General features: G+C 63.6%; 18 protein-coding genes and 1 pseudogene. 8 read left to right on the plus strand and 11 right to left on the minus strand.

Annotation, left to right across the window (positions count from 1 at the left end; genetic code table 11):
- Positions 1-2: 2 nt before the first annotated feature.
- From DIE15_RS01815 to DIE15_RS01845, 8 genes and pseudogenes are all read right to left on the minus strand, one after another.
- Positions 3-1121: a hypothetical protein gene (locus DIE15_RS01815; protein WP_124832222.1), complete on the minus strand. Its 1119-nt coding sequence runs from the start codon at positions 1119-1121 to the stop codon at positions 3-5.
- A gap of 33 nt (positions 1122-1154) precedes the next feature.
- Positions 1155-1415 (minus strand): PAAR domain-containing protein, encoded by a 261-nt coding sequence (locus tag DIE15_RS01820; protein WP_124832223.1) that lies wholly within the window; start codon positions 1413-1415, stop codon positions 1155-1157.
- Positions 1412-2332, minus strand: a complete 921-nt coding sequence (locus tag DIE15_RS01825; RefSeq protein ID WP_124832224.1) for a hypothetical protein — start codon at positions 2330-2332, stop codon at positions 1412-1414. Before DIE15_RS01825 ends, DIE15_RS01820 begins: the two co-directional genes overlap by 4 nt.
- A 44-nt stretch (positions 2333-2376) precedes the next feature.
- Positions 2377-3453 carry a DUF6708 domain-containing protein gene (locus DIE15_RS01830; RefSeq protein WP_244104786.1) on the minus strand — a complete coding sequence of 359 codons (1077 nt, stop codon included), beginning with the start codon at positions 3451-3453 and terminating at the stop codon, positions 2377-2379.
- An 18-nt stretch (positions 3454-3471) separates the two neighbouring features.
- Positions 3472-5739, minus strand: a complete 2268-nt coding sequence (locus tag DIE15_RS01835; protein WP_260428158.1) for a T6SS effector BTH_I2691 family protein — start codon at positions 5737-5739, stop codon at positions 3472-3474.
- Between the two features lie 133 nt (positions 5740-5872).
- A pseudogene (locus DIE15_RS38000) lies at positions 5873-6109 on the minus strand (toxin VasX); the annotation flags it as partial.
- Positions 6110-6154: 45 nt separating this feature from the next.
- Positions 6155-6904, minus strand: a complete 750-nt coding sequence (locus DIE15_RS01840) for a DUF4123 domain-containing protein (RefSeq protein ID WP_260428159.1) — start codon at positions 6902-6904, stop codon at positions 6155-6157.
- 4 nt (positions 6905-6908) lie between these two features.
- The gene (locus tag DIE15_RS01845; RefSeq protein ID WP_124832226.1) at positions 6909-9380 is read right to left on the minus strand and encodes a type VI secretion system Vgr family protein; all 2472 of its coding nucleotides are present in this window, start codon (positions 9378-9380) and stop codon (positions 6909-6911) included.
- Between the two features lie 233 nt (positions 9381-9613).
- Here DIE15_RS01845 and DIE15_RS01850 point away from each other — a divergent pair, with 233 nt between their 5' ends.
- Positions 9614-9817, plus strand: coding sequence for a hypothetical protein (locus DIE15_RS01850; RefSeq protein ID WP_124832227.1), 204 nt, complete (start codon positions 9614-9616; stop codon positions 9815-9817).
- Positions 9818-9853: 36 nt separating this feature from the next.
- On the opposite strand, the gene DIE15_RS01855 is transcribed toward DIE15_RS01850, so the two are convergent.
- Complete coding sequence (locus tag DIE15_RS01855; protein WP_057924969.1) at positions 9854-10822, minus strand: LysR family transcriptional regulator; 969 nt, start codon at positions 10820-10822, stop codon at positions 9854-9856.
- Positions 10823-11186: 364 nt separating this feature from the next.
- Here DIE15_RS01855 and DIE15_RS01860 point away from each other — a divergent pair, with 364 nt between their 5' ends.
- From DIE15_RS01860 to DIE15_RS01875, 4 genes are all read left to right on the plus strand, one after another.
- On the plus strand, positions 11187-12362 hold the full coding sequence (locus tag DIE15_RS01860; protein WP_124832228.1) for an HPP family protein: 1176 nt from the start codon (positions 11187-11189) through the stop codon (positions 12360-12362).
- Positions 12363-12487: 125 nt separating this feature from the next.
- Entirely contained in the window at positions 12488-12901 is a 414-nt protein-coding gene (locus DIE15_RS01865) for a MarR family winged helix-turn-helix transcriptional regulator (protein ID WP_057924967.1), read from the plus strand.
- Between the two features lie 30 nt (positions 12902-12931).
- On the plus strand, positions 12932-14719 hold the full coding sequence (locus DIE15_RS01870; protein WP_057924966.1) for a chloride channel protein: 1788 nt from the start codon (positions 12932-12934) through the stop codon (positions 14717-14719).
- A gap of 510 nt (positions 14720-15229) precedes the next feature.
- On the plus strand, positions 15230-15562 hold the full coding sequence (locus tag DIE15_RS01875) for a hypothetical protein (RefSeq protein ID WP_173938484.1): 333 nt from the start codon (positions 15230-15232) through the stop codon (positions 15560-15562).
- Positions 15563-15673: 111 nt separating this feature from the next.
- Here the strand turns inward: DIE15_RS01875 and DIE15_RS01880 are convergent, their stop codons facing one another.
- A complete protein-coding gene (locus DIE15_RS01880) occupies positions 15674-15994 on the minus strand; it encodes a pyrimidine/purine nucleoside phosphorylase (protein ID WP_006478890.1) in 321 nt (106 codons plus the stop codon).
- A gap of 178 nt (positions 15995-16172) precedes the next feature.
- The gene (locus tag DIE15_RS01885) at positions 16173-17075 is read right to left on the minus strand and encodes a LysR substrate-binding domain-containing protein (protein WP_124496369.1); all 903 of its coding nucleotides are present in this window, start codon (positions 17073-17075) and stop codon (positions 16173-16175) included.
- A 180-nt stretch (positions 17076-17255) separates the two neighbouring features.
- On the opposite strand from DIE15_RS01885, the gene DIE15_RS01890 reads away from it, so the two are divergent.
- The 3 genes from DIE15_RS01890 to DIE15_RS01900 all read left to right on the plus strand — a co-directional run bounded on the left by DIE15_RS01890 (position 17256) and on the right by DIE15_RS01900 (position 20600).
- On the plus strand, positions 17256-18440 hold the full coding sequence (locus tag DIE15_RS01890; RefSeq protein ID WP_057924965.1) for a M20 aminoacylase family protein: 1185 nt from the start codon (positions 17256-17258) through the stop codon (positions 18438-18440).
- A 43-nt stretch (positions 18441-18483) separates the two neighbouring features.
- Positions 18484-19809 (plus strand): MFS transporter, encoded by a 1326-nt coding sequence (locus DIE15_RS01895; protein ID WP_124832229.1) that lies wholly within the window; start codon positions 18484-18486, stop codon positions 19807-19809.
- 248 nt (positions 19810-20057) lie between these two features.
- Positions 20058-20600 (plus strand): isochorismatase family protein, encoded by a 543-nt coding sequence (locus tag DIE15_RS01900; RefSeq protein WP_057924963.1) that lies wholly within the window; start codon positions 20058-20060, stop codon positions 20598-20600.
- Positions 20601-20625: the final 25 nt, after the last annotated feature.

The raw sequence follows: 20625 nt of genomic DNA on the forward strand, positions 1-20625 counted from the left end.
AGCTACAGCCCCAGTCGGTCGGGGCGCACGAGCGTCGGGCCGACGAAGATAAGTTTGCGCAACGCCGCTTGTGGACCGTACGGCTGCATCCGGAAGTGCGGCCGCCGCCAGTGACCGCTCACTGCGCGCTGTACGCTGTCCGATGAAACTGATCCGGCTGCCTCGGCGTCGAGAATCGCGGGACCGACGACATGTCGGTCGTAGAGTTGTTCAATTTCCGCAAGCCGTTCCATACGCTTGCGCTTGCCGAGCCCCGGAAAATGACGCGGCGCATTCGAATAAGCGCGATCATGAACGACCTGCGCGTCGCGCGCGTCGAGGTACAACAACATCTTGATCGCATAGTCCAGGGCGTTGCGCCAGAATTGCTGAGCGCCAGGCGGATCGTGCAATCCGTCAGCCGCGGGTTGTTGAAACAACTCGTCCATCAATTCACGGATCGTCTTGTCAGGGTTCTCCAGCGGCAGCGTAATCGAATCCATCGTTGCACCGTCGCCTGGGCCACCAGCCACTAACCATGTCGCGAATCCGATCGACCGGTCGTTCTTGAAGATCGCGATCGCCTCAATATCGCCCGCTTGTTTCCAGCGGGTGGGTTCGGGAATGATGCATAGCGTATCGGTCGGCATTTTGAGCATGCCGATCGGCACATCCTCCGCGATATAGGTGGCGTCGAGCAGGCGGTGCAGCGGTGGGGTCGGCTCGTAAAAAGCCCCTTGTCGTACCTCGAACGCCAGCCACACAGCGCTGTACTGGGCTACCCCGGCGAGTACGTCGGCCGAGCGGCCGTCAGCGCCGTGCGGCAAGAGGTCCCGCGTGAAGCGATCGAAATAGCGTGTCAGACGCAGGATGCCGTGCGACCGGAGCATCTCGGTCAGCGTCGGCGACGCCACGCGGTCCGTTGCGGTTCGCAGCGCGTCCCACGCGGCGAGCGCACCCGTTACCCGATAGCGAACCGGTCCAGGCAAGCGAGCGAGCTTCGGATCGGTGACGGCATCGCCCGAGCGCATCAACGCGGTAACGAGCCGCTGACGAATGTCGGCGCGCAGTGCTTGACGCTGGGCATCGGACACTAAAACGGTATTGCGTGGCGGTACGCCGGCCAATGCGATTTCCTTCATCCGATCCGTCGACTCCCTCAGACGCAATGCCGTTTACTCAAGTGATGAAATCAATTGCGCACCGCACTCGGTCAGGTCACCGTGAAAAGCAACCGGCGTACCGTGGTGATTGCGCGTGCTGTTTTGCGGAATGATCCTGAACTGGCCGCCACACTTCGGACACCATGTCAGGTGATCCTTCAAGGCAACCGGAACGCCCTGCGCCGTCAGATCGTCGCTCGCGGTGATCACTTCGCCGCCGTGGGTCGTCTTGTCGTGCAGGCGAATCACGCCGCGCCCGTTTTCGTCTTTCATGGTGACTGCATTCCTTGAGACGGCTCGGCAGCCTGGCCACGCACGGCAGCATAGAACGCGCGGAACGATATCCGATAAGCTAGGCAGATTCCGGCGAGAATAGTAATCGTCAGCATCCCGGACATCAAATTAATCGCAGCAGACACGATACCCAGTATTCGCATCGTGCCATAACCCAGCAGCAAAACAGATACCATCGCCGCGAGCGATGCCCCCAGAAAACGCCAGACGTGCAGTCGACCGAGATCCCGAGGCACCCCCAACTTCGCTCCGGCGCAGACCAACGCTGCGGGAACGACAACCGCACCGACAAAATTCAACATCACGAGATTGAAATCATCGTCATAGTAGTCGAGCATCAACGGCACCGCTTGCGTCATGAAGAACAGTAATACGCTTGCAAAAAGCCAAGCTGCGAGGCCGGCAATGCGCCACGCTGCGTTGTCTGGCGGCGCCATGGGAAATGCATCGTTGCGAAACATGCGTGTGACGAACCGCCACGCAAGCCAGGCCACAAGCGCATAAAGGGCGGCATTCAGCGGGGCGGTAATCGTCACGATGAAAGTCTGCTTGGCGGAATCGTTGGTCAAACTGACCATCAGCGTCCGGAATAACCATGTCTGTGCAACCTGCCAGACCAGCAGGCATAACCCATAGATCGTCAGCATCGGCGCAGGACGACGGAAGGCAAGCTGACCTCGACGCTCCCCGTGCCATCGAACAATCAGAAACACCAGACCGGCTCGAAACACCAGGCTCTGGATGCAATTGGCCAGTAACACAGCCAGCACGTCCGTTGCTAGCGGAAACATCGTCGACCGCACGTAGAGGCTGTATAAAAATAGGACAGCGATGACCGCCGCTGCGACGAGCGCGGCGACACCGGGTAACGAGATGGACCGAGTTTGTGAATTCATGTCGACTCCGGGGGGCGAGGAGATATTGCGGCCGCGCTCAACTTTCACGATGCATCTCGTTGCGCAACAAAAGCCATCGCGGGATTTTCTAGCCAAGCAGCCGCGTACTTGAGGCCATCCTGTTCCCCCGCCCAGTTCGACACTCGCGCATGATCGTCGTCCGGATAGTCGCCACGTTGCTGAGCCAACACCGTCGCGGCCCAGCCGACCGGCGTGCTTGCGCGCGGTTCTATGTAGGGATCATCGGGTGCAACTGTAGAGAGGCGAACAATCGCTTCCGGCCAAACCGGTGCACGGCAGGTCACATTTGCCATCATGCGCATGACCGTGAACGTCAGAACCGCCGGCATGGCGAGCAGCCGCATGAAGAGCGGCGCGTTCATGCCAAAGTTATACAGCGCAAACAAGAATGATTCGCGCGGTGTTTCATGCTGGGTATGAAACAGCATAGGCTTCGGTAGATCACGCGGGCCGTCATTCATGTACCGACACCAATAGTTCCATTGCGCCAGCGCTAACCGGGTCTGCGAACTGGTCCACTCACGACCGATCGAGAACACCCGCGTCACGTTGCCCTGGTCGTCTACCGTGTAGTGCCGGATATGAAACACCGTGCCGTAAGGCGTGACTTCTTGATGCAGGCAAAAGATCGCATCGTCCGTCCAAGGCGCTTCCCAGACCACATCGCCTTCGCCGGGCTTTGCAAAGAATCGCCGGGAGCGGATTGAGTAAAGCATGCGTGTCGCCCGGTTGAACCGGATTGGTCGATAGAGTAGGCCGAAGAACAGGCCGGGAGCGAGACGCCAGACTATCGAGCCGAAGAGCACGACTGCGAATACTGAAATAGCAATTTCGAACACACCCCCGACATCGGGGTAACGAATAAATGTCATCCAATAGATATACGGCCCGGTCCCCATTGCTAAAAATGCAATAAAGACAGCGAAAATCACCCACTGCCTATCCAACAGCGCCGGATCGATCACATCCATGTAAGTTGAATTAACACTAAAGATCGTCCCTAGATCCTTGATTTCCGGTCCGACTGGCTGGTTGATCGTCAGTCGGTGAGCCAGATCCCATTCAGGGATCGGCACACCGATACACTTCTTCATGTTCATCAAGCGCTCGTCCATACGTCAAGCCCCCATTGCGGAATTGAAGGCTTTCAGCTCTTCGTCCATTGATTGGTAGCCCGGCGCCTTACTGAATTTGCACCGTGATACCCAATCATTAATAGCAGCTGATTTGAAATACACGATCACGAAACCGATCACGATGGAAATCACCAGAATAGGCCAAAGGGGCGGCATCCACGCGGCGATGAACGGCACTGTCGAAAGAAGCGGCGAAATGGCGATGTACATCCCGAGAAGACCACCAGTGATATAGAGGCGGCCCAAATTATTTTCGTGATTTTGGAAGGCTTCTGGAGCATTTTTAAACAGGTCATATCCCGAGAGGATGACGCCGGCGACGGCCCCAGACCATCGGCCGACCTTGACGCCGATTTCAACGGTATCATGGTTAAACCAAGCCCAATGTTTCATGAGGAAAGCCGAAAGCGGGTGCTCGGGAGCCTTGGCGGCAGTTTCAGAGACCGTCTCAATGACGTTGCCAATGATCGAGACGACCGCGCCAGAAAGTTTAAGCAGGGTTTCGTTATAGTTAAAGCGATCGCTACCATCGAAATCCTTATACGCGAATCTCAGCGTGGCGAGTTGGAAGATCGCGGTGGCAATGCCCTGATTGAATGCGACGGGCGACGACGACCCAAGCCATTTGCGGGTCGCCTCCACTCCCGGAAGCTTGATCGCTTTCACTTCGCTGGCGTCCAGCGTGCCTGACTTCACCCATGCATCGGTATCGATCGCATAGGCAAAAACGGCCGGGTCTGACGGTGGTGCCGCCTTGAAGACCTCTCGACGGATATTGGCGGCAGCGGCCTGCCGTTCAAGCCGGTCGCCGTCCATATTCAAGCCCAGCGCGTCGCCTTGCTTGAACACCCAGTTACGCATCTCGGCCGGCGTGATGTGGGCGGCCTTGATCGACACGCCTGCATGCAACGACAGCCGAATCGTCGCGAATCCGATGGCCGCGCCTTTCCCGCCCTTCGCCAGCACATTGACGATCGTGTTGGCGGTCGTCACAACGAGCCGATCGCGCAGGTTTGCAGCGTTACCCAGTTTCTCGATCTGCTTGAAGGCTTCCTTGTACAGATTCAGGATGTTTTCGTACTGAATGTCCGAGCCGTGTACTTGCGCATCGGCCGCCTTCATCAAGGTTTCCTGGTTGAACATCAGCGCGCGTACGTACAAATTGCGGGCGTCAGACGCTTGGCCGTTCAACCAGTCATTGAGCACTTTCTGACACGCTTCCGTGCCGGCCGCTGCGCCGACGGACTGCGCGCATGATTCGCTGTACGCGTACCCACTGCGCAGGTCCTTCGTGTCGTGATTGCCGGCCATCCAGTCGGCAAGCAGCGGCGATTTGAGCCACTCCGCGTGCGCCTGCACAAGCGGCGCCCATTTCGGTTTGAACGCATCGAGCGCGCGGGGATACTCGTTATCGCGGAACCGTTCCAGGGCCAGGGTATCGATCACGGTCACAGGTTTGCCGTCAGGGCCAATCTGCGGCTTGCCGTCCGGCCCCTTCTTGTAATACGCGTCGTCCCATGCCTCGTTGGCGGATTCGTTCGCCGCCTCCGGTACGTTATGCGCGCGCCTATCGTCTTCGTCTGTTGCCTTCTGCAAGCTCCCAGTCTTGAACCATCCCTTCACAACCCGATACAGAAGGGCGGCGTCGACCGATTCGCCAGACATTGGAGTCGGAGGCATCTTGGAGTCATTCGCCATTTTCGCCGCTTCTGACGCAGCGTAACTAACTTTGGTCGCCATTTTCGCATTGGCCCGAATGCCCGCCTCGGCACGCTCCAAGAGCTGCGCCGACACATACTTCCAGTACATGCCCGCGTCAAATCCATTGTTCAGGTTCGGGACCGTGAGTTCGGACAGATCGTTGGTAATCCCGACTGGATCGTTAATCGCGATGACGAAACCTTTTTTGAGGGGCGATTCAGCCATCACCGCGCCGATGCGCTCGTCGGCATGACGCTGACGTAGCTTGATTTCGTCCTTGGGTGAGCGATTGCTGAAGCCGAACGCCTCTTTCATCGCACGATCGTCCATCGCGAAGTGCGCGATCTTGCTGCGCGTCGCCTGAAACTCGCCCGTGTCGGTCGCGCTGCCGGCGACCATCGCCGGAACGTTGATGCACTGCATATGCAGCTTGCGCCACGCAGCGTCGCCGATTTTGTTGAAGACCGTATCGCGCGTCCAACGTACGTTGGACCAGCCGATCCAGAAGTTCGTGGCTTCGTCGCTGCCCGGGGTATGTTGAACGCCCACGCAACGGCCGTAGGACTCGGGGGGCCATGTCACTGGACGGGCAAATATTCAGAGTCACGTTGTTTTCGGCGGCATTACCGGGCGGCGGCACGATGCTGGGGGCGAACTGATATAGCACACCGTCATCCAGCACCATGTAGGCGCGCAGCTTCTTGCGCTTTTCGTCGTACGTGTACAAGTAGCCTTGCCGCAGCGACCGCAAGGTGTACTTGGCCGTCGTGACGGCCTGCGGGGCGCGCGCGTCGATCCGGAAATTACCGGACAGCGCGGGCGCTTTGGCCGCACCGCGTGGACACGCAATTGCGTAGCGGACGGGGTAGATCAGCAGTGAGTCGCGATCGCAGATCGGACAGCCTGGGATGGTCGCCATAGTGTGATCCTTGAGCCTCGGAATATTCGTATTGGGATGCCGGTGTTATTCGGCTAACAAATCTTGGTGTACGTGCTGTACCGTGTGCTCCACCAGCGCATCGGTGCTTGGGACATCTTGATCGGCAAAAGCATGCAACGCCTGATCGATCGCGGCCGGCAGCCGTGCGGCCTGATCAAGCGTTAGCGCGGGCAGTCGCTGACGCACCTGCTCGGCAACTTCGCTGCGATCGAGGCGCGACCATTGGTCCGGGCGAGGCCAGCCGGTCGGTTGGTCCTCCGGTTCGGCCTTCGTCCCTGGTGCGTCGACCGACCAACGATGGCCCGCCCATGCGAATTGCCAAGTACTGATCGGTCCGAGCAAGGCGCGGCGCTGGTCCGGTTCGAGAACCGCGAGCGTCAGACTGAGAACGCGCGGGTCGTAATACCGCCAGAACACGGTGCGGCCGTGCTCACCGGGGCCGACCAAATGGCGGGCGATATGCTCGACGGCCGTATCGGAGCTGGCTTCGGTATCGAGCCACGCGCACACGACCGGCGGACGCTCTGTCGTGACTTCCTCTTGCCATCGAGCCAGGGCGATCTCCTGGCCTTGCGCATCGAGCGCCGCGAGATCGATCAGGTGCGGCATCAGTTCTTCACGATGGGCCAGCACACGCGGCGTACACGGACGCATATCCAGCGCTGCGAGGTCCGGCGTGTGGACAAGCATGGTCGGTTCAACCAGCAGAAAGCCCCGCGTCAGCGGCGCTGCGGATTCGTCAACGGGCAGCATGGGAGTGGCGGTGGAGTTCATCGACTTAGGAGAGCGCGACGGACGCCTGACCGCTTTGCGCGGCGTCCTGAGCAACCGGTGCGCAGAGATCGGAGCCGGGGAATTTCGCTGGAATGCTCTGCGGCCCCACCGTATCGTGGCTACCCGCATGAACCTTGTTCTCGCCGGGCGTGTAACCGACGATGCCCTTTGCACTGACTTCGAACTGGCTATTGCCGGCGGTCAGGCGGATGCCTTGCTTCGCCGTGATGTTGATCCAGTCTGTCGTGCTGATAATCGATAGGACCTTCTTCGCCAGCAATTCCAGCTCGTCGTTTTCTGCATGCACCTGGACCTTGCCGCTCGCGGCGATCAGCTTCATCCCCATCTTGTGCACGAACAGCGAGAACCTGTCGGAGACGCTGGCAAAAAACGACTTCCCGGTCGCAACCGACATGCTGTCACCGGCCGTGACGGCCACGTGCTGACCGCCTGTCACGTGCGCCGTCGCGGGCGTCGTGACGGCGATCCCGGCTGCACCGGCCAGCAGCAGATGCGCTTCGTCGAGCTCCGGGAAGTCGCCCTTGTCGCTGCTACCCGTCGCCCCCGCGCCCTGAATGCCGTCCACCTGCGACTTCAGCACGTCGGCGATCGGCGTCTGGCCAGCGCCGCTGTCCTGCGCCTGATACTGCTGCGCGAGTTTGCCAAGTTGCCCGTGTAACGTTTGCGCTTTGGTCAACCGCGATGCCGGTTCGCTCACGTCAGAGAGGTGCCCATGCGCCGCAGGACGCACCTCGGTGCTGATCACCATGCCCTTGCCGGTGCGGATCGCACCGACCTCATCGGTGCGTAGTTCGAAACCCTCTCCCCGAGCGTCCTTGCGTCCCTGCCAGTCCTCGATGCGTGTGATCTTGCCGAGCGAGAGCTGGCTGGCCGCATGGTCGGACCGGAGCTGCGCCTGAATGGCGTTCGCCGTATCGTCGAAAATCAGGTGATTGCTGCGGCCCGACGATGCGTTGCCGTCCGCACCGTTCAATTCCCGGCTACGAATACCCATCAGCGCATTCTCGTCCGGCAGCTTCCATGCCGGTACGTTGCGCGCGTTCATCACGCGGCCCGTGATGATCGGGTGGTCGGGATTGCCGTCGAGCCATTGCACGATCACTTCGGAACCGATGCGGGGCAATGCCGCCATCCCCTGGCCACCGCCAGCCCAACCGCTCGCGACTCGCACCCATGTCGAGTACTTGCCGTCGCGATCCCAATGGAATTGAACCAGGACGCGACCGTGTTCGTCGGTATGAATACTCGTACCGGATTGGCCAACAACCGTCGCTGTCTGCGGCGCGAGGATCTTCGTGTCGACGCTGTTGAAGCCGCGTCCGGGCCGCCACGGGGTCGCCCTGGGAACACACGTGAACTCGTTGCGGTATTCCGCCAGCACACCCGTGTCCTGCAGATAGTTGTTGGTCGCCACATGCCGGACCGAGACGATCAGATATTCGTCGTCGCTCGGGTCACGGCTCAGCGCCGAGCCGTAACGGTCGGTGAGCCGGAACCAGCGGCCAGGCTGCACGAAGCGATTGTTGCCCTTCGCGTCGAAGCGCTTGATCGTCGCTTCGATTTCCTCCATCCGGCGATTGGCGATCTGATACCCGTGTTCCATGTTTCGATAACCGTACGCGCCGGCGTACTCGTTCCATTCGAGTTGCGGCAGCGTGGCTTCGGGGTTCAACATGCTCGTTTGAACGTGGGTCGGCGTCGGGCTCTTGAAGTCGAAACGGGACAGTTCCGCGTGCGTCGACGTGGTCTGCTGGAACGGGGACCAACTCAGAATGCTGTCCGATTCCTCCGCACCCATGCCATTGTGGAAACGGATTTCGTGAACCCTGCCGTCGATCGCGGGCGCGGGACGCGTCGGATCGGAGACGGTCAGCGTGTGTGACGTGGCCGTATGTTCGTACCAGTACAGATAACCCGCATGTTCCCAGCGCCGATGAAGATAATTGTGGTCGTCTTCGTCGAACTGGCAGGCCATCGTCATGCGCAGATCGTCTTCAGCGACGTGCCACGCCCATTCGGGCAACACGCCGTAGTCCTGAAAAACCGTCGCCGTCTGGTCGTGCAGATTCTGGTCGAGGAACAGGCGATTGTGCTGGCTGTACTTCAGGTAGCGCAGCCACGGGCCTACGTTCGCCTCGTAGAACACCCAGCCGCCGTCCGTGCGAACGTGTCGGAACGCGAAGATATGGCCGTTGAAATAGCGTCGGCTACCGTCGCCGCGCGTCAGGCTGACCGTCACGCGCTTGCCGATGAAGTTCTTCGGCTCGAGGTGGTCGTTATCCGACAGGATTTCGATCTTGTACGCGAAATCCTTCGATAGCGATTCAACCGCCTCGAATGCATTCGGTAGCAGGATTTTGTAGGGCGCGTTGTCGTCCGGAAAGTTGATTTGCACTTGCCGGTTGTGCTGCGGCCCCAGCGCAAGGTCTCTCAGGGCTTGTGCCGTGTTCTGCATTGTTCTTATCCCTCAATCCGGGCGCGAAATGCCGATGGGCCGCCCGTGCGCCCTCTCTCTAATATGTAGACCCAAATAGGGGGCGATCAGCGCTCGAGCCCGCCCGACGTGCCGCGATAAGGTCAGACATATACCATAAAGCTCCGCGAAGGCCCACGAGGAGAATCGCCAGTTATGGTGAATATGGTGAAGACGTATTCGCGCCCCATTTTTTCTGGGGCGGTGAATATCGGATGGAATCGATCAAGAATGAGCGTTTAAGTCGACGCGAGGACAACGCACCGCCAAACAAGCCCGAATTCGCCGCCAGTGCAGGCGCCGTCGCGCATCGAACAACACCATTGCTAAACGTGAAGTTAGCAACCCTCAATCATGGAACCGCCTATGTGTGGCTCGCCGGCCGCTTCGAGCGGATTCGCGTCACGCCGGCCGCATGACGCCCGGCGCCGCCGGGCGAGCGGCCGCCCGCGGCGTCATGCGCGCTGGCGGCTGCCCGGCGTTACCTCGACCGCGAGCCGGTCGAGTTCGCGCAGGTCGTTTTCCAGCGCCGGCGTGAGCGTCGTGCGCAGATGGTCGAGGAAGGTACGGATCTTCGCGTCGAGATAGCGGCGCGTCGCATAGACCGCGTACACGCTGACCGTCTGCAGCCGGTAGTCGGGCAGCACGCGGATCAGCCGCCCTTCGCGGATGTCGTCGAGCACCGTGTACAGCGCGACGCACGCGATGCCGCGCCCCGCCCGCACCGCGACGCACAGCGCGTCCGGCACGTTGACCTGGAACGGTGCCGGCTGCAGTTCGTAGACCGTATCCTCGTCGTCGCCGCGCTCGAGCCGCCACTCGCTGGCGGGCGACGCGGGTGTATCGAGTCGCAGGCACACGTGGTTCGGCAAATCGTCCGGCGTCTTCGGCGTGCCGTGCCGCGCCAGGTACTCGCGCGATGCGACCAGCACGCTGCAGCTGGTGCCGCAGGTCTGCGCGACGTAGCCGGAATCCGGCAGCTGCGAGGCGGTCACGATCGACACGTCGTAGCCTTCCTCGACGAGGTTCGGCATCCGCTGCGCGAGCGTCAGTTCGACCGACACGTCCGGGTTGTCTTCCTGGTAGCGCACGATCGACGACACGACGTGACTCTGCCCGAGCCCCGTCATCGCATGGATGCGCATCTTGCCGCTGGGCCGCAGCAGCGCGTTGCGCGCCTCGGCGTTCGCGTAGTCGAACTCGGCGAGAATCGACTTCGCACGCTCGAAGTAGCGCTCGCCGCTTTCGGTCAGGCCGAGATGGCGCGTCGTACGATGCAGCAGGCGCGTCTGTACGTGGGCTTCGAGATTCGACACCGCGCGCGACACCTGCGCGGTGGTTGCATCGATTTCTTTGGCGACCGCGGTGAAACTGCCGGCTTCGACAACGCGCACGAACAGGCGCATGTTTTCGAGCATGTCCATTGAATTGGCTTGGGGAGTGTCGGTGGGAAAACGTCGGCGGCGCTCGCGTCAGACGGGAATCGGGACGGGCGCACCAACCACGCGCAAGCGATCACCATGCCGGGGAACGGGCGGGAGAGCGGGCATCGCGTGCGTGGTTGTGGCATATGGGGGAATTCGGTGGCCGGAATTGTACGCCGCCGCAGACAAATTTGCGCGATCGTAGGGCCTCGAGGCTTTCATCCCATGAAAGGTTTTTGCAAGCAGCCGGCGTCGCGCGCATGCAACGTGTTGATGCGGTGCGACAATTTGTATCACAACGCGATATAATTCCGCTTTTCTTGCGCTGCGTCATCCGCGCCGCCATTTTTACCGCTTACCGTCCATGTCGTCAGGCTCCTCCCCGTCGCGCCGCACGTTCAGGCAATGGCTGCACAGCTTCATTCCCCATCCGATGACGCTCGGCTGGCGCGAGCGCATGCGTTCGTGCACGGGCGCGCTCGTCGGCATCGCGACGGTCGGCGTCACGATGCGGCTGCTGCCCGGCGTGCCGGGCCTCGTGCCGCTGCTCGTCGCGCCGATGGGGGCGTCGGCCGTGCTGCTGTTCGCGGTGCCCGCGAGCCCGCTCGCGCAGCCGTGGTCGATCATCGGCGGCAACCTGGTGGCGGCGACCGTCGGCGTCGCCTGCGCGCAATGGATCGCCGATCCGATCACGGCCGCCGCGGTGGCGGTCGCCCTCGCCATCGGCGGCATGTTCGCGCTGCGCTGCGTGCACCCGCCGTCGGGCGCAGTCGCGCTGACGGCCGTGCTCGGCGGCCCGGCGATCCACTCGCTCGGCTTCAGCTTCGTGGTCGAGCCGATCGCGCTGCAATCGGCGATCCTGCTGTCAGCCGCGCTCATGTACCACGCGCTGACGGGCCACCGCTATCCGCACGGCGGCGTGCGCCCCGACGCGAAGCCGCAAGGCGGCAGTGCCACGCCGGCACGCGGCGGCTTCACGCGCGCCGATCTCGACGCGGTGCTGAAGCGCCGCGGCGAATGGCTCGACGTCGATCCGGACGACCTCGAAATGCTGCTGCGCGAAACCGAAATGCAGGCGTACGCGCGCACGTTCGGCCAGCTCACGTGCGCCGACCTGATGACAAAGAACGCGATCGAAGTCGCGCCGTCGACGTCGGTGACGGCCGCGCTGACGCTGCTCGACCGCCATCGCGTGAAGGCGCTGCCGGTCGTCGACGGCGACGATCGCCTGATCGGCATCGTCACGCGCGCCGACCTCACGCGCCAGCTGTGCCGCCCGACCCCGCTGTGGCAGCGGCTGTCCGCGCGGCTGCCGCAGTCGTTCGGCGGCCAGCCGCCGAGCGTCGCCACCCTGATGACGCGCGACGTCGCTTCCGTGCCGCAGACCATGCCGATCACCGCGCTGGTGCCGCTGTTTACGCACTCGGGGCACCATCACATTCCGGTCGTCGATGCATCGCACCGGCTCGTCGGGATCATTACGCAGACGGATCTCGTCACGGGCCTGTATCGGCAAACGCAGATGCTCGAGGCCGCGTAACCCGAACGAACGGCGCCGACGCACTGCGGAATGCAGGCCATTTCGCCGAAAATCGGCCATTTATATCATGTTGTGATATATTTCCCGCTACCGAAACCGCCTGTCCGACCGACCGACCGACCGCAATGACCGATAACCGACGCGCGCTGACCAAAAACGATTTTCAGCAACTGTCCGAGTTCCGCTACCAGATGCGCTGCTTCGAGCGCTTCTCCGAACGCGCCGCGCAAAGCGAAGGCGTGACGCCGCTGCAATACCTGCTGCTGTTGCACGTCAAGGGCTACCCGCACCGCGAATGGGCAACCATCGGAGAAATCGCCGAGCGCCTGCAGGCGCAGCATCACGGCGTCGTCGCGCTGGTGACGCGCTGCGAAGCGCTCGGGCTCGTGAAGCGCAAGACGAGCGAGGCGGACCGCCGGCAAGTCGAGGTGCACCTCGAAGAGGCCGGCGAAACGCTGCTCGCCCGCCTCGCGGCCATGCATCGCGCTGAGCTGAAATCGCTCAAGGGCGCGTTCCAGGTACCGCAAATCGATTTTTGACCCAAGCTTTACCGACCTTTCCTCACTCCGATGAACGCACCACACAAACGCGATTTCTCGACCAACGAACGCCTGCCCAGGATCGCGTTGCTAGCTGCCGGGATCGGCTTGCTCAGCACGCTGGCGGCGTTCGTGCTGTTGAGCCTGATTCACCTGTTCACGAACCTGTTCTTCTTCCAGCAGTTTTCGTTCGCCGACCATTCGCCCGCCAACAACACGCTCGGCGCATGGGTGATCGTCGTGCCGGTGATCGGCGGGCTGATCGTCGGACTGATGGCGCGCTTCGGTTCGGAGAAGATCCGCGGCCACGGCATTCCCGAGGCGATCGAGGCGATCCTGTTCGGCAAGAGCCGGATGTCGCCGAAGGTCGCGATCCTCAAGCCGCTGTCGTCCGGCGTCGTGATCGGCAGCGGCGGCCCGTTCGGTGCCGAAGGTCCGATCATCATGACGGGCGGCGCGCTCGGCTCGCTGATCGCGCAATGCGTGCACGTGACCGCCGCCGAGCGCAAGACGCTGCTCGTCGCGGGCGCGGCCGCCGGCATGACCGCCGTGTTCGGCACGCCGGTCGCCGCCGTGCTGCTTGCGGTCGAACTGCTGCTGTTCGAATGGCGTCCGCGCAGTTTCCTGCCGGTCGCGCTTGCCTGTGCGGTGGCCGGTTTCGCACGCGCCGTGTTCTTCGGCGTCGAGCCGCTGTTTCCGCTGACCACCGCATCGCCGACGCCCGTCGCGCTGCTGTCGTGCATCGTCGCGGGCCTGCTGTCGGGCATGCTCGCGTGCGGCCTGTCGGCTGCGTTGTACCGCATCGAAGACGGCTTCGCGAAGCTGCCGGTGCACTGGATGTGGTGGCCGGCGCTCGGCGCGGTCGTGATCGGCGTCGGCGGCTGGCTCGAGCCGCGCGCGCTCGGCGTCGGTTATGACGTGATCGGCGATCTGCTGCACCAGCACATCGCGCTGAAGATCGCGCTGGCGCTCTTGATCGTGAAGGCCGTGATGTGGGTGATCGCGCTCGGCTCCGGCACGTCCGGCGGTGTGCTCGCTCCGCTGCTGATGCTCGGCGCGGGCCTCGGCACCGTGCTGTCGCCCGTGCTGCCCGGCGGCGATCCCGCGCTGTGGCCGCTCGTGTGCATGGCCGCGACGCTCGGCGCCACGCTCGGCGCACCGCTCACCGCGATCGTGTTCGCGTTCGGCCTCACGCACGATGCGAACGCGCTGCTGCCGCTGCTCGCGGCGACGCTCGTCGCGCACGGCTTCGCGACGATCGTGATGAAACGCTCGATCATGACCGAAAAGATCGCGCGCCGCGGCTATCACATCTATCGCGAATATGGCGTCGATCCGCTCGAGCGGCATGACGTGGGTGAAGTGATGACGTCCGCCGACGCACTCGTCGCGATCGACGGCGCCACGACGCTCGACGCCGTCGAGTCGCAATACTTCGGCACGAAGCAGACGCACCGTGCGTATCCGGTCGTGCAGAACGGCCGCCTGCTCGGCCTCGTCGATCGCGCGACGCTCGACGCGCACCGCACGCAAGCCGGCCCCGGCGCGCTGCTCGCGAGCGCGTTCGCCGATCGCGCACCGGCCGTCGCGCAGGCACACGAGACCTGCCGCGTGGTCGCATCGCGACTCGCGATGCTCGGCCTCGAACGCCTGCCGGTCGTCGACGATCCGCAATCGCTGCGCATCACCGGCATCGTATCCCGCAGCGACCTGATCAAGCCCGCGCTCCAGCACTTCGACGACGAACAGAAGCGTGAGCGCTTCCGGCCGGTCGTGCCGGCCAACCTGCGCGATACCGGCGCCCGCAAGGTCGGCTGACCTTCGCTGCGTGCGCGGCGTTCCGGCCGCGCACCGCTCTTGTCGTCTTCCCCCGCCTTCCGAAACGGCGCGCACCCAGCGCGCCGTTTCGCATTCCGCCGCATCCGGTGTTTAAACTTCGTTGACAATTCATCGGACGAAAGTTTGTCATCATGGTGTTCATGCGACGGGGCCACCATTCAGCCATTCCACTTCGTCATCCAATAAAGAAGCGTCGCGGCGCGACATGCAGGTACATGCAGCGCGCCGCGGCCGTCAATCCGCCACACCACTGGGCAGCGAGCCGACCTCACGACGCATGACGTCGTTGCCGCATCCCGTCTTCATACGGGTCGCACGCGACGCATGCCGCAACGCGACAGAGCGCACAGCATCCGGCTTGCCGTTTGGCAAGCGCGTTAACAACTTGTTTCGGAATCGCCGGAACCGCATTTGTCCGATGCAATCTCACAGGAACGCAGTTCTGCTGCGCATCCCACTCAATCAATCACGACTCGAGGGAGATAAAACGTGAACGTGAAATACTTACCGCTCATCGCATTGACCGTGGCAATTTCTGCTCATGCAGCCGATCCAGCCATGCAGAACGTGGGACAAAGCCAGAAATCCGCCCAGGACGTCTCGGCATGCATCGCCAAGACCTGGGCCGACAAGTCGCAGCAACAAGTGGTCTCGCAGAACGTGCTCGCCAATGGCCTCGCGACCGATGTCTACGCACCGGGCCAGCAACCGCCGAACGGCGCGGCCGCAATGGTTCGCCCGTCGTTGAAGCCGGGCGCGAAGACGTGGGTCGGCGTGCGCGGCGACGCCGCTGCTGCCGGCGACATCAACGCCTGCCTGTAAGCCCGCACTGGACGGCGTTGCGCCGTCCGCATGCGACAAGCCCCGCTTCGGCGGGGCTTTTTGTTTGAGCGCGCCGACCACGCGCACGCACCGCGGCCGGTGCCTGCACGCTTACAGGTAGCTGCAGACGTAGTCGAGCGTCTCGAGCACTTCGATGTCGAAGCGGCTCTTGCCCGGCACCGAGAACGATTCGCCGGCGCCGTAGGTTTGCCATTCGCTGCTGCCGTCGAGTTTCACGCGGCACTTGCCGGCCTGCACTTCCATCAATTCGGGCGCGTCCGTGCCGAAATTGAGCGCGCACGGCAGGATCACGCCGAGCGTCTTGCGCGTGCCGTCCGGGAAGAGCACGGTATGCGACACGCACTTGCCGTCGAAATAGACGTTCGCGCGCTTGACGACCGATACGTTGTCGAATTGGGTTGCACTGGTCATGTGATGCCTCTGATTGCTGGATGCCGGATGGCGTGTTGTCGGAAGCCGGCCGGGGCGGCAGGCCGGCCGCTATGATACCGGCTCGCGGCGGGCATGCCGCAAACGGGCCTTGTCGCGGACATGCGACGAATAGTCAGGATCACTATTTGATGCGTCGCGCGACCGCGCACGAACCGGCTCATCTGAGCCCCTTGCGGCGCGCGGAATCGCGCAGGCAGTCGAGCAGCATCGCCGCGGCCGGCGTGAGCGGGCTGTCGCGGCGCGTGACAACCTGCACGGATACGCCCGGCAGCCGCTCGCGGATCGGCAGCACCGCAAGCTGGTCGCGCGCCCACTCGCCCTGCAGCAGCTGCTCGGGCATCGACGCGATCAGGTCGCAGCCCGTCATCAGGCTGTGCGCGAGCCCGAAGCTCGGGCATTCGACGACCCGCTGCGGCACCGGCAGCCCATACGCGACGAACGAATTGAACAGCACCTGGGTCGAGCTTTCGGGCGACGGATTCATCAGCCAGTCGGCCTCGACGAGATCGGCAAGCGACGTGGCCGACGCGAGCGGATGCCCCTTGCGCGCGACGATCAGCGATCGGCTCGCATAGAGTTCCGCGTGATCGAATTCGGCCGCGAGCAGTTCGGGCACGACGACGGCCACCGCGAAATCGAGCGAACCGTCGTGCAGCCGCGGCAGCGCGACACCCGGAAAGCCTTCGATCAGGTTGACGCGCGCGACCGGAAAGCGCCGCCGAAACGCGCGAAACGCATCGGGCAGGATCGTCACCGCGGCGGCCGGTGTGATCGCCGCCGCGACCGAACCCGTCATCGCGCCCTGCGCCTGTTCGATGTCGTCACGCGCACGCTGCATCTCGGCGACGATCAGCCGCGCGCGCACCTGCAGTTGCTGGCCGAACGCGGTGAGCTGCACGCCGCGCGCGGTGCGCACGACGAGCGACACGCCGAGTGCGATCTCCAGTTCCTTGACCGCCTTGGTCAGCGCCGCCGGCGACACGTTCAGGCGTCGAGCGGCCGCGCGGATGCTCCCTTCGTCCGCGACGGTGACGAACGCTTTCAGCTGATGGTATTTCATGGCGCATGCGTGATTCGTAGAAACCCTGTGCGCCGTGGCGCAAGCCGGCTCAGGGTATTCCCGAGCGGCAACCGGCGGTGTGCACCAAAGCAATTTAGCAGCTTCTGGTGCGCAAAAGAAATTTATATGCTTTCACGTCATATGCGCGTCAAACGCCCCACCGGCCCCACAGGAGACACCATGCTGCAAGCCGTGAACCCCGTCATCCCAGGCATCGCCGCGATCGCCCCCGACCTGATCGAAGTGCGCCGCCGCATCCACGCGCACCCGGAACTCGCGTTCGAGGAAACGCTGACGAGCGACCTCGTCGCCGAGCTGCTCACGGGCTGGGGCTATGAAGTGCATCGCGGCATCGGCAAGACGGGCGTCGTCGGCGTGCTGCGCGAAGGACAAGGCACGCGCACCGTCGGGCTGCGCGCCGACATGGACGCGCTGCCGCTCGCGGAAACCACCGGCCTGCCGTACGCGAGCCGCCATGCGAACAAGATGCATGCGTGCGGCCACGACGGCCACACCGCGATGCTGCTGTGCGCGGCGCGCCACCTTGCCGCCACGCGCCAGTTCTCCGGCACGCTGAACCTGATCTTCCAGCCGGCCGAAGAAAACTTCGGCGGTGCGAAATCGATGATGGACGACGGCCTGTTCGACCGCTTCCCGTGCGACGCGATCTTCGCGATCCACAACATGCCAGGCCGCGCCGCCGGCGACATGGCGTTCCGCACCGGCGCCGCGATGGCATCGGCCGACCGCGTGACGATCACGCTGCGCGGCGTTGGCGGCCACGGCGCGATGCCGCACTTCGCGCGCGACCCGATGTCGGCTGCGGGCAGCATCATGGTCGCGCTGCAGACAATCGTCGCACGCGAGGTCGATGCGCAGCATGCGGCCGTGATCACGGTCGGCAGCGTGCAGGCCGGCGAGACCTTCAACATCATTCCGGAAACCGTCACGATGAAGCTGTCGGTGCGCGCGTTGAACGCCGATGTGCGCGCGCTGCTCGCACGCCGCATCGAAGCGCTCGCGAAGGGACAGGCGGAAAGCTTCGGCGTCACTGCGGAAGTCGACTACGACTACGGCTACCCGGTGCTCGTCAACCATCCTGAACCGACCGCGTTCGCGGCCGACATCGCACGCCAGATGCTCGGCGCCGAGCGCGTCGAGACCGAGGCCGCGCCGCTGATGGGCAGCGAGGACTTCGCGTTCATGCTCGAGGCGCGCCCCGGTTGCTATGCGTTCATCGGCAACGGGCTCGGCAGCAAGGGCGGCTGCATGGTGCACAACCCCGGCTACGACTTCAACGACGACATCCTCGCGATCGGCGCGAGTTACTGGGTTCGCGTTGCCGAAGCCTGGCTCGCGGCCTGACGGCCCTTCATCACGCAGTTCCGCGCCTTAGCAGGGGAACCCCATGGAAACGTCCGCCCTTTCGTTCGCCGGTTCGCCGGCCGATGCCCGCGCCGCCGCGAAGAAACGCCGCCTGATCGCGGCCGCCGCGGTCGGCAACGCGCTCGAGTTCTACGACTTCACGGTCTACAGTTTCTTCGCGATCCTGATCGGCAAGCTGTTCTTTCCGGTGCACTCGTCGTTCGGGCAATTGATGCTCGCGGTTGCGAGCTTCGGCGTCGGCTTCGTCACGCGCCCGCTCGGCGGGCTCGTGATCGGCATGTACGCCGACCGCGCCGGCCGCAAGAAGGCGATGATTCTCACATTGCTGCTGATGGCGCTCGGCACCGCGACGATCGCGGTCGCGCCGACCTTCGCGCAGATCGGCATCGCCGCGCCGCTGCTGCTCGTGCTCGCGCGGCTGCTGCAGGGGTTCGCATCGGGCGGCGAAGTCGGCGCGTCGACGACGCTGCTGCTCGAACAGGCGCCGCAGCACCGCCGCGGCTTCTACGCGTCATTCCAGTTCTCGAGCCAGGGGCTCGCCGCGCTCGCGGGTGCGCTGACCGGCGTCGCGCTGACCTCGACGCTCAATGCCGCGCAACTCGAAAGCTGGGGCTGGCGCGTGCCGTTCATCATCGGCACGCTGTTCGTACCGGTCGGCTACTGGCTGCGCCGCACGGTCGAGGAAGTGCCGGCCACCGCGCCCGCTGCCGCTGCCACGCATGACGAGCCGGTCGCGTCGCTGCCGCTCGCCGACGTGCTGCGCCATCACGGCAAGGCCGTGTTCGCCGGCCTCGGCGTGACGATCGGCGGCACGTCGATCCACTACATCATCGTGTTCTACATGGCGATCTACGGCGTGCAGGTGCTGCACCTGCCGACCTGGCTGTCGATGACGGCCGGCTGCGTCGCCGGCGCGATCCTGATGCTCGTGACGCCGATCGGCGGTCACCTGTCGGACGTCTACGGACGCAACCGGATCGTCTGGTGGACGCGCATCGTGCTGATGCTCGCGATCTATCCCGCGTTCATCGCGTTGAACCGCTGGCCGGGCGCCACCTCACTGCTGTCGATCATCGCCGTGCTGTCGATCGTGCACGCGATCAACATCGGCGCGACGGGCGCCATGCTCGGCGAGCTGTTCCCGCGTGCGGTGCGGGCGACCGGCGGCGCGCTCGTCTACAGCGTGGGCGTCGCGATCTTCGGCGGCTTCGCGCAGTTCTTCGTCACGTGGCTGATCGCCGCGACCGGCAATCCGAATGCGCCCGCGTGGTATGCGATCGGTTGCGGCGTGTTCACGCTGCTCGCCATTCGCTGCATGGACGAGAAGGCAGGGAAAGCGCTCGACTGACTGGTGGGCGGTGCGTTGTGCATGGTGCATGACGCGTGCCATTGACGCGGCCCTCGCGCATCGTGCATGATCGCTTCATGCACAACGCCACGACCACGCTTTCGACGACCACGCGCACGACCGCCTCCGGCGGGCCCGTGCGGCGAGTGCGCGCAAGGTCGTAGCGTCACCGATTCCCGCAGGCCCCGCCGGTTCCGGACGGGGTCTCTTCGTTTCTCCGTCCGCACCGGTCATTCAGGAGAAACGCAATGTCCGAAGTCCGTTCGCCCAAACGTGCGCTGCTCGTCGTCGACATGCAGGTCGGGTTGTTTCACGGCCCCGACCGTCCGCATGACGGCGAACGCGTGCTGGCCAACATCAACCGGCTGATTCATCGCGCACATGAAGCCGGCGCACCCGTGTACGCGGTGCGCCACACCGGCCCGGCCGGCTCGCCGATTGCGCCCGACGCACCGCTCGCCGCGCTGCTGCCGGCGCTCGCGATCGATGCGCAACGCGATACCGTGTTCGACAAGACGCGGCCCAACTGCTTCGCCGGCACGCGACTCGCGGAGTGGCTGCACGCAGCCGGGATCGGCGAAATCGTGGTTGCGGGGATGAAGACGCAGTACTGCATCGATACGACCTGCCGCGCGGCCGGCGATCTCGGCTTGCGTGCGGTGCTCGTTGCCGATGCGCATACCTGCATGGACACGCTGGAGTTGCCGGCCGAGCGGATCGTCGCGCATCACAATGCGACGCTTGGCGGGCCGTTTGCGATGTTGACGACGGCGGAAGCGTGCGGGTTCTGATGCACGACGCCGCTCAGACTACGGC

Source organism: Burkholderia sp. Bp9031 (assembly GCF_003857965.1).
GTDB lineage: Bacteria > Pseudomonadota > Gammaproteobacteria > Burkholderiales > Burkholderiaceae > Burkholderia > Burkholderia ambifaria_A.

Excerpts from the sequence above, each read along its gene's own strand:
- DIE15_RS01815 (WP_124832222.1), bottom strand. The coding sequence starts at position 1,121 with ATGAAGGAAATCGCATTGGCCGGCGTACCGCCACGCAATACCGTTTTA.
- DIE15_RS01820 (WP_124832223.1), bottom strand. The coding sequence starts at position 1,415 with ATGAAAGACGAAAACGGGCGCGGCGTGATTCGCCTGCACGACAAGACG.
- DIE15_RS01825 (WP_124832224.1), bottom strand. The coding sequence starts at position 2,332 with ATGAATTCACAAACTCGGTCCATCTCGTTACCCGGTGTCGCCGCGCTC.
- DIE15_RS01830 (WP_244104786.1), bottom strand. The coding sequence starts at position 3,453 with ATGAACATGAAGAAGTGTATCGGTGTGCCGATCCCTGAATGGGATCTG.
- DIE15_RS01840 (WP_260428159.1), bottom strand. The coding sequence starts at position 6,904 with ATGAACTCCACCGCCACTCCCATGCTGCCCGTTGACGAATCCGCAGCG.
- DIE15_RS01845 (WP_124832226.1), bottom strand. The coding sequence starts at position 9,380 with ATGCAGAACACGGCACAAGCCCTGAGAGACCTTGCGCTGGGGCCGCAG.
- DIE15_RS01850 (WP_124832227.1), top strand. The coding sequence starts at position 9,614 with ATGGAATCGATCAAGAATGAGCGTTTAAGTCGACGCGAGGACAACGCA.
- DIE15_RS01855 (WP_057924969.1), bottom strand. The coding sequence starts at position 10,822 with ATGGACATGCTCGAAAACATGCGCCTGTTCGTGCGCGTTGTCGAAGCC.
- DIE15_RS01860 (WP_124832228.1), top strand. The coding sequence starts at position 11,187 with ATGTCGTCAGGCTCCTCCCCGTCGCGCCGCACGTTCAGGCAATGGCTG.
- DIE15_RS01865 (WP_057924967.1), top strand. The coding sequence starts at position 12,488 with ATGACCGATAACCGACGCGCGCTGACCAAAAACGATTTTCAGCAACTG.
- DIE15_RS01870 (WP_057924966.1), top strand. The coding sequence starts at position 12,932 with ATGAACGCACCACACAAACGCGATTTCTCGACCAACGAACGCCTGCCC.
- DIE15_RS01880 (WP_006478890.1), bottom strand. The coding sequence starts at position 15,994 with ATGACCAGTGCAACCCAATTCGACAACGTATCGGTCGTCAAGCGCGCG.
- DIE15_RS01885 (WP_124496369.1), bottom strand. The coding sequence starts at position 17,075 with ATGAAATACCATCAGCTGAAAGCGTTCGTCACCGTCGCGGACGAAGGG.
- DIE15_RS01890 (WP_057924965.1), top strand. The coding sequence starts at position 17,256 with ATGCTGCAAGCCGTGAACCCCGTCATCCCAGGCATCGCCGCGATCGCC.
- DIE15_RS01895 (WP_124832229.1), top strand. The coding sequence starts at position 18,484 with ATGGAAACGTCCGCCCTTTCGTTCGCCGGTTCGCCGGCCGATGCCCGC.
- DIE15_RS01900 (WP_057924963.1), top strand. The coding sequence starts at position 20,058 with ATGTCCGAAGTCCGTTCGCCCAAACGTGCGCTGCTCGTCGTCGACATG.